The organism is Qipengyuania gelatinilytica (assembly GCF_019711315.1).
GTDB lineage: Bacteria > Pseudomonadota > Alphaproteobacteria > Sphingomonadales > Sphingomonadaceae > Qipengyuania > Qipengyuania gelatinilytica.
On sequence record NZ_CP081294.1, the window covers coordinates 1,642,507 to 1,656,502 of the forward strand.

Below are 13,996 nucleotides of genomic sequence, written 5' to 3' on the forward strand. Positions count from 1 at the left end.
TTGGCGGGGTCAATAGCTGCGCAGGGGAAGGGCCTCGATCCACTCCTCGATGTCAGTGGAACGCCAGCGGATACGTCCGCCGCCAATGTCTATCGGATGAGGAAAGGCACCCCGGCGGATGCGTCGCCAGATCGTAGTCCGGCTGCGGATGCCGGTGAGGCGCATGACCTCATGGCAGGTGAGTAATTCGGTATTCGACATGACAGATTCCTTTGCTTCAAGGTTCTGTCACCGTTGCCGCTTGTCCCCTCGCGACGATGGGTTGCTTTCAGTTTGCCGTTGCGGATCGTGCAATCAGATATTCAACTCAGCGCCACCCTTGGCTTAGGTGACGCTGGCCAAGCTATACGAGTCGCAATGATGTAGGAAAGAACAAAAAGAGATCAGATGCCGTTCCGCAATGGCGGGTGGACGATGTTGGATCGCTATGGACAGTCCGGGACTGAGGGGATTTTTCTCATGCCGTCGCGCGTCACGCTCCTATCTGGCTAGCTCCACAAAAGCGCCGACTTGCTCAGAGAGAAAAGTCTGCTCTGCCGAGAGCTGCTTCGGTCGCCTCCCGATTGGCAACTATTATATGTTGACTACGAGCGGACTTCTCTTCTGGAGAGTCCAGAAGACCGAGCCGCTTGAGCACATAGAAGAGCATCGCAAAGCGGACGGGGAGCCGCGCAATGCCATCGACCATGCCATAGTCCCTTTCGACGATCGCACGCTGCGCAGCAGCGAGATTAGGATGGGGAGCGATTTCCACCTCGAACCTCTCCTGCCAGAGGTGATCGCATTCTCCGGTGACTCCGCCTTTCCCCGGATCCCGAGACTTGAGAATGCGGGGGAGCAGGAAGTCCTTGAACTTGTCGGTTAGGTGACAATAGGCTCGGACGTGCCATCGGAAGCCGTCATAACCGAAGGCGTGCGGAGTGATCCGGCGCCATATCGGCTTTGGGCGCTCCGCGCTCATCGACTGGTACAAGACCTCCAAAGAGCCACCTAAACGATGTGCATCGAGAACGGCCTTCAGGCAGCCTTCGTCGACCTGTCGTGCTGGCGTCAGCACGATATCAACTTCTGGGTGACTTCCGATCCAAGATTCACCTGGGGCAGTAAGTCCTTCGGCCAAGGACCGTAGGCGCAGTAGATATTCGTCAGGCCCATCCTGCATGAAGACCGGCTCGAAGGACGGCGAAGCCACATACCGCTTCGCGCTTGCATCGTAGATTGCGTTATTCGGCGCGCGCTTCTGGTATTCTGTCAAATCCTTCGAAGCCTGTGGCTCCGACACACCGAAGAGAGATCGGATGTCGCCGCGCCTCACACCTCCTTCCCAGCCTAGCCGAAACTCGATGAATTCCAGTCGTCTCTCCTCGCCCCAACGGAGACTGCGTTCTTCCTTCTGCATGACGATCCTCACATGGGAATAGAAAGTATATGGACAAAGTTAGTATGCTCGTATAGTTAGTATCCCCATAACCGAATCATGTCAAACAGACCGGGCATTGGGGGGCTCGGCTCAGGGAAGGAATGGGTGATGGCTCTCAATGATGCCCAGCTGCGGCGATATGACAGCAACGTGCTGCGCCTGCCGGCTGACAAGCGGAAGGAATACCACGAACAGGTCGACCGGCTGATCGACAACCTGCGCAAGAACGTGCGCAACAAGACCGAGATCAAGATTACGAAGGTGGTGAAGGCCGGGTCCTTCGCCAAGTTCACAATTCTCTGCCGTACGAGCGAAGACCCGGTTGATGTCGATGTGGTATTCTACATCGAGGGCAAGGATGCAGATGCTGAGAGCCTTGAGAGCCTCAGCTCGCAGATCCACGATCTTCTGGTCGACCAGTATCCAAACAAGTCGGTCGAGGACTTCAAGATCCAGCGCAAGGCGGCGACCGTCCAGTTCGTCGGGAGTGGTCTGGCCGTCGATATCGTGCCCGTCATCGAGGACGTTACCCGTGACGGCTATGGCTGGCAGTTCGACCTTTCCGATGGTTCGAAGATGGAGACCTGCGCTCCCTGCCAGATCAAGTTTGTCCGCGACCGTAAGAACGCCGACAAGGATTTCCGCACACTGGTGCGGATGGGCAAGCGGTGGCGCAATCGGGCCGAGATCAAGCTCAAGTCGTTCATGATCGAGCTGATCTTCGCGTACCTGCTTGATCGCGACGGGCCGGAGGGAGGCATCGAACAGAAGTTCCGCGATTTCCTGCTCTACATCGCACAGAGCGGCTTGAAGGAGACCATTTCCTTTCCCGAGAACAGCGCGTTCTTCAGGCCGCAGTTCGATGATCCCGTGGTGATCCTGGACCCGGTCTGCAGCTCCAACAACGTCGCAAGCCGCGTCACCGAGGACGAGCGACTCGAGATCGTCGCGGCTGCGCAGGAGGCCTGGGAAGCGGCCTACTTCGCCTCGACCGAAGATGATGATGAAGTCTGGAAGGAGATTTTCGGTCCCAAGTTCAACACGGAGGATGCGTGATGAACACCATGACCAAGACCGCCACCTATACCAAGGTGGACGTCGCGAACGTTGTGCGCCGCTTCAAGACCGACCTGTTTATGATCGCCGACAGCACCGGCGCGATCACGCAGGACGAAGCTGCCGCCTACGCGCACGACGTCGAGGAACTCGCCCAGAATGGCTACCTCCATAAGGTCGATCTGACCCTCCTCTCCTACGGCGTTGAGCAGCGGGCGCTGTGCTATACAGTCGATACCGATGCGGGTTCTCTGACCTCCAGTCGCCCCGGGGGTGTCCTGTGGCCACGGGTCCCCTCTCCTTACCTCAGGATCGTGCTCTTCTATACGGCCGAGTACGACGATGATGCCCGCGAAGCGATGCGTAGCCGGCTGCATAACAGCTGGAGCCCGACCAGCGCCGACACCAGCCACTCCACGCTCAACAGCTCGGGTGGACGCAACTACAGCAGCAATGCCTACGGATTCCAGCGCAAGGATTGGACCCAGTGACCAAGACGACGATCTTCGATGCCGAGACCCTCGCTCCCGATCCCACCCTTACCGAACGGGAAACAACGCTGCTCGGCTTTAACTTGCGCTACGAGAGGGTCAGCGACCAGCTGAACCTCCTTCTCAACAAGGGCGAGGTCGACAGTTGGAGCCGAGGAAAGCACGGCGGCGTCCTCCCCATCGCCAAGCTCGTGGCAGACCAGTATCCGCTGGTTGTCTTCCATGGCGACGTCGGCACCGGCAAGACCGCAATCGCGGAATGCATCGCCAATCGTCTTCTCAAGGAATCCCGCACCGAGGACGCTCTCATCTTCCGGCTTTCGAATCGGGTGCGCGGAAGTGGTCTTGTAGGGGAGATGGGCAGTTTGCTGGCTGAGGCCTTCGAGCGTGTTACCAAGGCTGTCGGAAGGAACCGCCGAGCAGTGCTGATCATCGACGAAGGGGACAGTATCGCTGCTTCGCGCGCGCAGGACCAAAGCCATCACGAGGACAAGGTCGCGGTGAACACGCTGATCCAGGGTATCGACGACATGAGGCGGTTGCGGGGCCGTGTGGCGGTCATCCTCTGTACCAATCGCCTTTCGGCTCTCGATCCCGCGCTGCTCCGGCGCGCCGCAATCGTCGAAAAGTTCGAGCGGCCGTCGGAACAGGCACGCCGCGAACTGCTGGAAATGGATCTCGCAGGTCTTAAGCTCGAGGCTTCCGAGATCGAAGAGCTCGTCAGCCTAAGCGGCCCGACCGATGAACGCCCCGGCTGGACCTTCTCCGACTTCCGGACGAGGTTTTACCCCAAGGCGGTCGCCAAGGCCTTTCCGGATTCGGCCCTTACGTTCGAGTGTCTCAAAGTCGCCGCGCAGGAAACGAGCGCATCGCGAGTGATGGAGGATCGCTGATGGTACGTTCACCTATCTTCGGACGCCGTATTCATATCGCCGGAAGCATCTCCGGAGACCCCTCGGTCGCGACGCCAGACGCCGTCGCCGCGGCACACGATCTGGTGCGCGGCTTGGTTCTCTCGCTTGTGCGGAAAGGTGCCAACTTCGTCGTCCCGGTGGACGCGGAGCCTGCGCGCGCAGATGAACTTCCGATCTGCTTCGACTGGATCATCTGGCAAGCGATCCGGGACGGGATGGCAAGTCGCCCTGCCGACGCGCCGACGCCTCTCGCGGTCGGTGTGCTGCACAATAAGACCGAAGAGCAGATCCCGGACAAGAGGCTCGAATTGTGGGATGAACTTCGTGATGGCCCCAGCGTCCTCATCGAGAGCGCTGCCAAATGGAACATGGCCGCGAAGCGCATGGAAGTGCAGGCACGACATGGCGATATTCTAATCACCCTCGGTGGAGGGGAGGGAGTTCTCTATCTGGCTGAACTCTACCATGATAACGGAAGGCCGGTGATCCCTCTCAACCTTCCCCTCGTAGAGGCAGATGAAGGGAGCCGGAGGCTCCATGATATTGCCTTGTCGAGCACTCGAAGCTCGGACTTCTTCCAGGTCGCGGAGAGCGGCAATGCGCATGACTGGATGAACAGGATCCGCTTCTCTTCGCGCATCCCGACCGACAAGCGCGTCGCGACCCTCGTCGATCTACTGGAATCGCTCGAAAGGCCACGGGCCTTCGCGGTCCGCTTGCTCAACCCTGATCACGATGATTTTGGCGACGTGGAGAATTTCTTCGAAACGGTGGTCCAACCTGTAGTGGAAGACGAACTGGGGTTTCGTCTCACGGTCATCGACGGTCAGCAGGCATATCAGCACGCCCGCATCGACCAGGAAATCTTCGAGAAGCTGCACCGGTCCGCACTCACGATCGCGGACCTCACCGGCAGCCGGCCCAACTGCTTCCTCGAACTTGGCTACTCGATGGGGCGAAACCTTCCTACGATTGTGACGGCGCGGGAAGGTTTCGATACGCCGTTCGACATCCAGACATTCGCCGGACATCACTGGAAAGCGTCCGGGTCAGTGAGGGAGCGGAAGAAGGCTCTGCTCGACCATATCCAGTCGGTGCGGAACCGCCCGCCGATGGTTTCGACGGCGGGATTGATCACATGAGCCCGAACGAGATCTTCATATCCGTCGACATCGAGACCGCGGGACCGATCCCTGGTGAATTCAGCATGCTCACCATCGGCGCATGTGATGCCTATCGTCCAGATCGAACTTTCGAATGCGCGCTAAAACCCACAAGCCAGAACTTCGACGAAGACGCATTAAAAGTGACGGGACTTTCGCTCGAACGATTGGGACTAGAGGGACTCGAACCCGTCGAGGCGATGTCGAGCTTTGCGGAGTGGATTCACGGTATTTGCGAAGAGGCCGCTACTCCGGTCTTCGTGGGGTTCAATGCGCCATTCGACTGGTCGTTCGTGAACTACTATTTCCACCGCTACGCAGGGGGCAATCCGTTCGGTTTTACCGCGCTCGACGTCAAGGCCCTCTATATGGGCGCGACGGGATCCAGTTGGTCTGAAACTAGCTCAAAACAGATCGCGAAAAAGCTGAGGCCGCGATCATCCGGAGACCACAACGCATTGCACGACGCGCTCTACCAAGCGGAACTGTTTCGAGCCGTGCGCTCGATCGCGGCGGCAACAAGATAAGGCTCAGCGTCTTCTGGATGATCTAGAGCGGAAGGTACCCCGTTTGGAGAGTGATCGGAAATGGAACGTTGATGACTGAAATTGGGGCGCAAAGCTGCCCCGCCTAGGGGTGCGTGATCAAATGCCCGATTTATTGCCCCAGTGCCATCAAGTGAATTCCCCCCTTTTCGCAGCAAGATCTCAGCACCAGCCACCGATTCGGGCCAAAGCCAGCCCAAATTAATGGGTCGTTGCGCGCACTCCCCACCAAATGCTCTGCAAACCTGTGAAAAAGTGCGATTCTGCACTTATATTTCACTTACGGCTCTCGCAGCGAAATTGTGCGGCGCATCAAATGGCGGAAATACTGGCGCACCCGACAGGATTCGAACCTGTGACCTCTGCCTTCGGAGGGCAGCGCTCTATCCAGCTGAGCTACGGGTGCATGCCGTGGCGCGGGCGCTTAGCAAGGCGGGCGGCTGCTCGCCAGTGAAATCGGCTCCGGCCGATTTCAACCACGGTAACCGGCTCATTAGGAATTTGGCAATCGGCCTTGCGTAGCTTCGTCCCCCATGAGCTCAATGTCGCACGAATTCGACCTTTCGCATGCCACCATGCTCCCGCCGCGCGGCGAACGCAGCAATGCGGTGCTCACGCCCGGGGAAGTGGCGGCGCAGTGGGACGCGGTGCACGAGGCCGCTGCGGCAGTCGCGGCGCTCGCACAGCTCGGCCCCGAAGAGCTCGACGAAGAGCTGCGCGACCTGCCGCAAAGGGCAAGCGAGGCCGGCGGACCGCAATTCGAGCTGGTCGCACGCGGGATCGACGATCTGGCAGCGGTGATGCAGCCGGGCTTGCGCGCGCTCCTGGCGATGACCGACAAGGGGCTGGATACGACCAGTGCGGCGCTCACCTTGTGGCGCGAATTTCACAAGGCGCGCGACGCGATTGCCGCACTCGCAGCCAAAGCCTGACACACGCTTCGCGGCTTGACCGCGTTCCCATTCTGTTCCAATCAGTCGCCATGAGCGATTCACCCGTTATCGAACCTGTAAGCGACGCCCTTGGCGTGTGCCGCGGCATCCAGCGCCTGTTCGCGAGGAACGACGTCTGGCTGCTGCCCGAGATGCCCTTGCGCAACGGCAGGCGCGCCGACCTGATGGGCGTCGACCCGAAGGGCCGCGTGATCATCGTCGAGGTCAAGGTCCAGCGCGGCGACCTGCTGGGCGATGGCAAGTGGCCCGATTACCTCGATTTCTGCGACCGCTTCTACTGGGGCCTGCCGCCGCATCTCGATCGCGGCGTGCTCGATCACGAGGACTATCGTCCCGATTGCTGCGGCATCGTGGTGGCAGACGGCTATGACGGCGAAATCGTGCGCCCGGCACCGCTCCAGCCGCTGGCCGCTGCGCGCCGCAAGACCGAGGTCGAGCGCCTCGCCCGTGCGGCCATGCGCCGCGCCACCGTTGCCGGGGATCCACACTGCGCGCCCTGGGGCAACACCGAATAGGCTTTCGCACTGTCATCCGGCTCGTCCATGCGCCATAGACCGGGCTGAGCCATGTGGACCGCAATCATCCTTTCCGCCCTTGCGATGACCGCGATCGTCGCGCTGCGTTATCTCGCCTCGAGCGGGATCTTCGCGCTGGTGACGAACCGGAAGCTGCCCGGCTACCATGCCAAGCTTGGCCCGCAGATCAGGAAGGAAATCGGCTGGTCGCTCGCCTCGGCCGCCATTTACGGCATTCCTGCAGGCGTAGTCGCCTGGGGGTGGCAGGAGCATGGGTGGACCCGCATTTATACCGAGTGGGACGCGATGCCGCTGTGGTACCTGCCCTTGGCCCCGCTGATCTATCTCGCGCTGCACGACACCTGGTTCTACTGGACCCACCGCCTGATGCACCGGCCCTCATGGTTTCGCACCATGCATGCCGTCCACCACGCCAGCCGCCCGCCTACGGCATGGGCGGCGATGAGCTTCCACCCGTGGGAAGCGATCACCGGTGCCGTGGTGATCCCCGTGTTGGTGTTCCTCATACCCATCCATGTCGCCATGCTGGGCATCGTGCTGCTGGTGATGACGGTGATGGGCGTCACCAATCACATGGGCTGGGAAATGTTTCCGCAGCGCATGGTTCACTCGAGGTTAGGGGGCTGGCTGATAACTGCCAGCCACCACCAGCGTCATCATGAAGAGTATCAATGCAATTACGGCCTCTATTTCCGTTTCTGGGACCGGCTTTGCGGGACCGACAAGGGGCTGAGCCCCAACGCATGACGCGCCTGCTCGCCCTCCCGCTCGCAGCACTCGCGCTTGGCGCGGGTGCGCCTCCGGCATCCGAGGTCGATGGCGCCAGCGTCACGGTGACGATCACCGAACTGCGCAATGCCAAGGGCGTGATCCGCGCCTGCATGACCACGCAGGAAAAGAGCTTCCCCAAGTGCCGCGGCGTTGCCGGCGCGCATGCCGCCAAGGTGGCCGCGCACGAGGGTTCGGTCACGCTGACCTTCGAAGGCGTGAAGCCCGGGCATTATGCGATCGCGCTGCTCCATGACGAGAACGATAACGGCAAGGCCGACCGCGCCCTTGGCATGATGCCCAAGGAGGGTTTCGGCTTCTCGCGCGATGCAAAGGTGCGCATGGGGCCGCCCAAATTCTCCGATGCGGTGTTCGAACTGGGCGAGGATGACAAGGCCCTGACGATCCGCATGCGCTACATGCTCTAGGCTGCGCCCAGGCCGCCGGGCAGGTAACCTTAACGCTAATTTTACTACACTCGGGCCATAGCCTGCGAGGATAAGTAAACTCGCATTTACAAGGGCTATTGCACCTATGGACAGGCTTGGCGGCGCATTCGATTCGTTCGACGGTCACGATCACTTCGACGATTTCGTCGATGATGAGAGCGCTGCGTCGAATCCCCCTCCCTCTCCGGTAGGCCAGGACGAGCGCCGCATGCAGGTGCGCGCCTACAATCACTGGGCGAGCCTGCTGGGCAACAAGCGTTTCCCGCTGATCGAGGACCTCGAGCCCGAATTCCTCGGCGATTTCGGCCCGCACTCGGTGCTGCTCGACTTCTCGACCGGCAGCAGCACGCCGACGATCCAGTTCATCGGCGATGCACTGAGCAAGGAATGCGGCCTCTATGAAGCCATCGAGGAGCTGAACGAGGTTCCCGAAGCTTCGCTGTTGAGCCAGGTCGCCGACAATTACCTCAAGATCCTGGCCGAACAGGCGCCGACCGGCTTTGAGGCCGAGTTCGTCAACGCGAAGGGCGCAACCGTGCTCTATCGCGGCATCCTGCTTCCCTATTCGAGCGACAGCGACACGATCGATTTCGTCTACGCCGTCATCAACTGGAAAGAGGTCGCCGACGCCGGAACGGCGGATGCGCTCATGCAGCAGATCGACGAAGCACTCGACACGGCCAACCAGCAGCTGTCGCAGGCGCCCAATCCGACGCCGCTGCGCAAGCGCAATCCGCTCCAGCTGTCCGATCCCGATCCGGTCTTCGAAGAGCCGGTCGTCGAACAGGCGCCCCAATGGGTTGCCGCCGAAGAGGTCGAAGAGGAGCATGCGCCGGCACCCTCGCTGGGCGGCAAGGGCCGCGCGGTCGATGCACTCGGCAATCCGATCGGCGGCGCGCCCGCCGACGAAGGGGAAGGCGAGCCCGAACAGGGTTACAGCGGCCCGATGACGGCGGCCGATTACGGCCTGCCCGAATGGGAAGACGAGGATTATGAGGAAGACGACGTCGACGAGGTGATCAATCCGCTCGCCGACATCGATCTCAACAGCCGCCTGCTTTCGCTCGTGAACCCGCAGGCGCGCGTGAAAAAATCGCTCGACCTGCACGGAAACGAGCAGGCAGCCGACGAACAAGAAGATGCTCCGGAAGCGGAAGAGCGCGTTGAAGTCGACGCGACCTATTTCGCGGCTGAGGAAACGAGCGACGATCTGGCCGAAGAGCCGGTCGAATTCGCGGAAGAGCCGGAAGCCGAAGCGGTCGAGGAATTCGCCGCCGAGGAACCCGAAGCGGTCGACGAGCCTGTCTTCGAGCAGCCGGAAGATGAATACGTTGCTGCCGAAGAGGTGGCTTTCGAGGAAGCGCCGGAAGAAGCCGAGGGTCTCGAAACTGTCGAGCCGGTCGAAGATCATGCCGAGGCCGAGGCCGAGGAAGCGTTCGACGAAGAGCCGCTGGAGCTGGTCGACGAAATCGTGCCCGAAGAGATCGAAGCCGAAGCGCAGGACGAGCCTCTCGTGGCCGTGGAGCCCGAGCCCGAGCCCGAGCCCGAGATCGTGCTGGTGGCTCCCGAAGTCGAAGACATGGTCGAGGAAGAGGCAGTCCGGGACGAGCCGGAAATCGTGCTCGAAGCTCCCGAACCTGTCGAAGCCTTCGAAGAGGAGGCCCCCGAAGCGATCGAGGACGACGTCCTCGAACTGGCGGAGGCGGATGTCGTGGCCGAACCGGAAGCGGAAGTCGAAGCAGACGCCGAAGTCCATGCCGAGCCCGATTTCTCGCCGGTCGCCGAACAGGCAATCGAAGCTGAAGAGCCCGTCGCGGAGGTTGGTCCCGCTCCGATCACCGCGAGCGAGCTGGAAGACAGCCTGGCGGTCGCGAACCACCTCGCGCACTCGGAAGCGGCAGACGACGCGGAAACCCGCAAGGCGCTCTACGAGGCAGTCCGTCTCGCCTACGACCTCGCCAACTACCTGCGCGACGAAGGCAATCCAGCGGTAACGCAGGATGCATCGGAAAGCATCGATGCCCTTGCGGGCCGCCTGCGCGAACTTGAGGGACGCACGCTCTACGACCTTTCGGTACGCGGTCCGGAATTCGCACTCGTCATGATCCGGCGCGGTCCGAACGGCGAACTCACGGTGCTTGGCGAAGTGCCGGAGGAGCAGGCGCTGATCGGCAGTGCCGCGCGCAAGCTGCTTTCCAAATAACCCCTTCAGGATAAATGTCTTGAGCAAGCAGGGCCCGGCGCGCTAGCGACCGGGCCCATGCCGTTTTTCAGTACCGCGCCCGTCCGAATCCAGCCCTATTTCGGATACCGCAATCGCGAACGATTGTTCGTAACCGTCCGGGCGCTGCGCTCTCGCGCCGGCAATTTCGAGAAGCGCGGCAAATGGCGCGCCATGCGCACGATGATGGGCCAGTTCGCCAGCCACGAGGTCAAGGAACTTCCGGTCGAGCTGGAGATCGTCTCGCCCTCGGGCGAAGCGCGTCGTCACCAGGGCCTGACCGACAAGGAAGGCTTCGCGCATTTCGACATCCCGCTCGAAGGCGAGTGGCCCTATGGCGAACATCCCGAGTGGGAGACGGTCACCTTCCACTGGGAGAATGGTCGGGGCAAGCAATGCACCGATGGCCACGTGCTGGCTCCGGGACGCGATACGGGGCTCGCGATGATTTCGGACATTGACGACACGATCGTCGAGACCGGCATCACAGGCGATTTTCGCGCGGTCCTGCGCAACTGGCGCAGGGTGCTGATGGAAATGCCCGAGGAGCGCATCCTCGTGCCGGGCGCGGACATGTTCTACAACGCGCTGGGCGGGAACGATGGCTTGCCCGAGGGCAAGGGTCATGCCGGCGACCATTTGCCCGCACCCCGCCGCCCCTTCTTCTACGTATCCTCGAGCCCGTGGAACCTTTTCTCCTACCTCGTCACCTACATGCGCGGGCGGGGCCTTCCGCTCGGGCCGATCCACCTGCGCGACTGGGGCCTCAATCGCGAGACCTTCGGATCGTCGAGCCACGGTGCGCACAAGCGGGCGGCAATCGAGGGGATCCTCGCGACTTATCCGGACATCAAGTTCGCACTCCTGGGTGATGATTCACAAGGAGACCTGACCGCGTTCTCCGCCATTGCGGTCGACAATCCGGACCGCGTGCGCGCAGTCTTCATCCGCAAGGTGGGCGAGGCGATGAGCCCCGAAGAACTCGCCGCAGAGGCCGCGCTCAAGGCAGCCAATATTCCGCTTTGGCTGGGCGAAGGCTATGAAGAGGGGCGCAAGTTCCTGACGTCGATCGGCCTGCTCGATGACGCGGATGCCGAGGCGATCGTGAAATCCGTCGGCCATGCCGAGGATACCAGCAAGGAAAAGACGGTTTGAAGGCCAGGCTCATGTGGATCGCAGGTTCGCTCATCGTCATTGCCCTCCTGGGATACGGAGGGCTGTCCTATGCCCTGCGGCAGAACCCGCACGCCGTGCTGGATACGGTCGACCGCATTGCCGGGCCCTCGGGCTCGGTGGAGCAGGTCGCCGAGGCCAGCACCGGTCCGCACCGGCAACAGCGCCTGCTGGTCTATCGCAGCGATGATGCGGCAGAGGCTCTTCCGGTACTCGTGTTCTTCCACGGCGGCAGCTGGGCGCATGGCGACCCGCAGCACTATGGCTTTGTCGCGCGCAGCTTTGCCGAAGAGGGCTTCGTGGTCGTGCTCGGCGGATACCGTCTTGGCGACGAGGGCCGTTATCCCGCAATGCTGGAGGACACCGCGGCTGTCGTCGGGTGGGTCCATGCCAATATCGCAAAATATGGCGGCGATCCCGAGCGCATCTTCCTGGGCGGGCATTCGGCCGGAGCCTACAATGTCGCGCAGGTGGCGCTCGAAAGGCACTGGCTCGAGGAGGAGGGTGTACCCGAAAGCGCGCTTCGCGGTGTCATCGGCCTTGCCGGACCTTATGATTTCTATCCGTATGATTCGGCGTCCACCAAGGCCGCATTTGGTTCGGCAGGCGCGGGCGCGGAAAGCCAGCCGGTCAACCACGCGCGCGCCGGTGCGCCGCCCATGCTGCTCGTCCATGGCGAGGCCGATACGTTGGTGAAACCGCGCAATTCGCGCGCACTGGCGAAGGCGCTTAACGAGGCGGGAGGGCGCGCAGATACGTTGTTCCTGCCCGAAGGCGACCACAATGCCCCGCTGCTGAGCCTCGCCAATCCGTGGCGGCGCGATCCGCTGGTGCACGACCGCATACTGGCCTTCATGCGCGAGGCGGCAAAGGTTTCAGTTCCGGTTCAGCCGCAAACCCCTTAGGCTCGTCGCCGATGCGCCTGTTTGCCCACATTCTCGCTTTCCTGGCCTTGGCGACCTTCGCCGGCCAACCCGCCTCGGCGCAATCGATCCTGCGCGATGCGGAGACCGAGGCATTCCTCGACGATATCTCTGCCCCGCTGGTCGAGGCGGCCGGACTGGTGCCGGGCAATGTCGATGTCGTGCTGATCAACGACCCGTCGATCAACGCCTTCGTTGCCGGCGGGCAGGTGGTCTACATACATTCCGGCCTGATCGACGCCGCCGACACCGCGAACGAGGTGCAGGGCGTGATTGCGCACGAGCTTGGGCACATCACCGGCGGCCATATCATCCGCATCCGCGAAGGCTATGGCGCGGCCACCAATATCACGCTGCTGTCGATGCTGGCCGGGATCGGCGCCGCGCTCGCAGGTGCCGGCGATGCCGCCATGGGCATCATCATGGCAGGCCAGCAGGCGGCGCTCGGCAAGTTTCTCGCCTTCAGCCGCACGCAGGAAGCCAGCGCCGACGCCGCAGGTGCCAAGTATCTTTCGGATGCGGGCATTTCTGGGCGCGGTTCGCTCGCTTTCTTCGGCAAGCTGCTCAACAAGGAAGTGCGCTACGGCATCCGCCAGGACGACGAGGCCGGTTTCTATCGCACCCACCCGCTTTCGGGCGATCGCATTTCGAAGCTGCGCGAGACCTACGAGGTCGATCCCGCATGGGAGGCACCGCTCGACCCCGACTGGGAACGCCGCTTCCAGCGGGTGAAGGCCAAGCTGCAGGGCTATGTCGCCAAGCCCGAATATACCTATCGCGACTATCCGGAAAGCGACCAGTCGACACCCGCTCTGCTGGCCCGCGCCTATGCCTATCACAAGGAAGCGCGCATCGACCGTGCGCTCGACACTGCCGATGCGCTGATCGCGCGCGATCCGGCCGATCCCTATTTCCTCGAGCTTAAGGGCCAGGTGCTGCTCGAATCGGGGCGTCCGGGCGAGGCCATCGTGCCGCTGCGCCGGGCAACCGAGCTCACGCGCGCCGAGCCGCTGATCGCCGCAATGCTGGGCCACGCCCTGATCGCAACCGAGGAAGAGGCGAACTACGAAGAGGCCGAACGCGTACTGCGTGCCGCAGTGGGACGCGATCGCTACAATCCCTTCGCCTGGTACCAGCTTGGCGTAGTCTACGCCGCGCGCGGCGACATGCCCCGCGCGCGCCTCGCCAGTGCGGAACAGCAGGTGATGAACCGGCAGTATCCGCTCGCCCTGCGCAGTGCACAGGCTGCAGAGGCGGGGTTGCCGACCGGCTCACCCGACTGGCTGCGTGCGCAGGACATCGCGATGGAAGCGCGGGCGCTGATGGAACAGCAGTGCGAGATCAAGAACGGGCGTGGTTGCGCCGACCTGCGACGCTGACACGA

General features: G+C 62.0%; 15 protein-coding genes and 1 tRNA gene. 13 read left to right on the top strand and 3 right to left on the bottom strand.

The genetic code is table 11. The features are described 5' to 3' along the window. Nucleotides 1-9: 9 nt before the first annotated feature. Nucleotides 10-201 (bottom strand): helix-turn-helix transcriptional regulator, encoded by a 192-nt coding sequence (locus K3136_RS08135; protein ID WP_082385234.1) that lies wholly within the window; start codon nt 199-201, stop codon nt 10-12. 313 nt (nt 202-514) lie between these two features. Next, nucleotides 515-1,399 (bottom strand): BrxR family helix-turn-helix transcriptional regulator, encoded by an 885-nt coding sequence (locus K3136_RS08140; protein ID WP_054525431.1) that lies wholly within the window; start codon nt 1,397-1,399, stop codon nt 515-517. Nucleotides 1,400-1,528: 129 nt separating this feature from the next. On the opposite strand from K3136_RS08140, the gene K3136_RS08145 reads away from it, so the two are divergent. From K3136_RS08145 to K3136_RS08165, 5 genes are read left to right on the top strand one after another with little or no spacing between them, the layout of a single operon-like run. Next, nucleotides 1,529-2,476 (top strand): CBASS oligonucleotide cyclase, encoded by a 948-nt coding sequence (locus K3136_RS08145; RefSeq protein WP_054525432.1) that lies wholly within the window; start codon nt 1,529-1,531, stop codon nt 2,474-2,476. Then, nucleotides 2,476-2,967: an HORMA-1 domain-containing protein gene (locus K3136_RS08150; protein WP_054525433.1), complete on the top strand. Its 492-nt coding sequence runs from the start codon at nt 2,476-2,478 to the stop codon at nt 2,965-2,967. Before K3136_RS08145 ends, K3136_RS08150 begins: the two co-directional genes overlap by 1 nt. Then, nucleotides 2,964-3,860: an AAA family ATPase gene (locus K3136_RS08155; RefSeq protein WP_054525434.1), complete on the top strand. Its 897-nt coding sequence runs from the start codon at nt 2,964-2,966 to the stop codon at nt 3,858-3,860. The genes K3136_RS08150 and K3136_RS08155 overlap by 4 nt, the downstream gene beginning before the upstream one ends. Next, nucleotides 3,860-5,023: a hypothetical protein gene (locus tag K3136_RS08160; protein ID WP_054525435.1), complete on the top strand. Its 1,164-nt coding sequence runs from the start codon at nt 3,860-3,862 to the stop codon at nt 5,021-5,023. The genes K3136_RS08155 and K3136_RS08160 overlap by 1 nt, the downstream gene beginning before the upstream one ends. Next, nucleotides 5,020-5,571 carry a 3'-5' exonuclease gene (locus K3136_RS08165; protein ID WP_054525436.1) on the top strand — a complete coding sequence of 184 codons (552 nt, stop codon included), beginning with the start codon at nt 5,020-5,022 and terminating at the stop codon, nt 5,569-5,571. Before K3136_RS08160 ends, K3136_RS08165 begins: the two co-directional genes overlap by 4 nt. Before the next feature lie 347 nt (nt 5,572-5,918). Here K3136_RS08165 and K3136_RS08170 read toward each other — a convergent pair. Continuing rightward, a tRNA-Arg gene (locus tag K3136_RS08170) sits at nt 5,919-5,995 on the bottom strand. 127 nt (nt 5,996-6,122) lie between these two features. Between K3136_RS08170 and K3136_RS08175 the strand changes: the two genes are divergently transcribed. The 8 genes from K3136_RS08175 (at nt 6,123) to K3136_RS08210 (ending at nt 13,991) form a co-directional block, all read left to right on the top strand. Further along, nucleotides 6,123-6,521, top strand: a complete 399-nt coding sequence (locus K3136_RS08175; protein WP_221429838.1) for a hypothetical protein — start codon at nt 6,123-6,125, stop codon at nt 6,519-6,521. Between the two features lie 50 nt (nt 6,522-6,571). Beyond that, nucleotides 6,572-7,057 (top strand): MmcB family DNA repair protein, encoded by a 486-nt coding sequence (locus tag K3136_RS08180; protein ID WP_221429839.1) that lies wholly within the window; start codon nt 6,572-6,574, stop codon nt 7,055-7,057. Nucleotides 7,058-7,108: 51 nt separating this feature from the next. Further along, entirely contained in the window at nt 7,109-7,825 is a 717-nt protein-coding gene (locus K3136_RS08185) for a sterol desaturase family protein (protein ID WP_221429840.1), read from the top strand. Next, nucleotides 7,822-8,274, top strand: a complete 453-nt coding sequence (locus tag K3136_RS08190) for a DUF2141 domain-containing protein (RefSeq protein WP_221429841.1) — start codon at nt 7,822-7,824, stop codon at nt 8,272-8,274. Before K3136_RS08185 ends, K3136_RS08190 begins: the two co-directional genes overlap by 4 nt. Nucleotides 8,275-8,380: 106 nt before the next feature. Further along, a complete protein-coding gene (locus tag K3136_RS14190; protein ID WP_221429842.1) occupies nt 8,381-10,498 on the top strand; it encodes a PAS domain-containing protein in 2,118 nt (705 codons plus the stop codon). Nucleotides 10,499-10,555: 57 nt separating this feature from the next. After that, the gene (locus tag K3136_RS08200; RefSeq protein WP_221429843.1) at nt 10,556-11,671 is read left to right on the top strand and encodes a phosphatase domain-containing protein; all 1,116 of its coding nucleotides are present in this window, start codon (nt 10,556-10,558) and stop codon (nt 11,669-11,671) included. After that, nucleotides 11,668-12,594, top strand: a complete 927-nt coding sequence (locus K3136_RS08205) for an alpha/beta hydrolase (RefSeq protein ID WP_221429844.1) — start codon at nt 11,668-11,670, stop codon at nt 12,592-12,594. Before K3136_RS08200 ends, K3136_RS08205 begins: the two co-directional genes overlap by 4 nt. Before the next feature lie 11 nt (nt 12,595-12,605). Further along, nucleotides 12,606-13,991 (top strand): M48 family metalloprotease, encoded by a 1,386-nt coding sequence (locus K3136_RS08210; RefSeq protein WP_221429845.1) that lies wholly within the window; start codon nt 12,606-12,608, stop codon nt 13,989-13,991. The last annotated feature ends 5 nt before the right edge of the window (nt 13,992-13,996 follow it).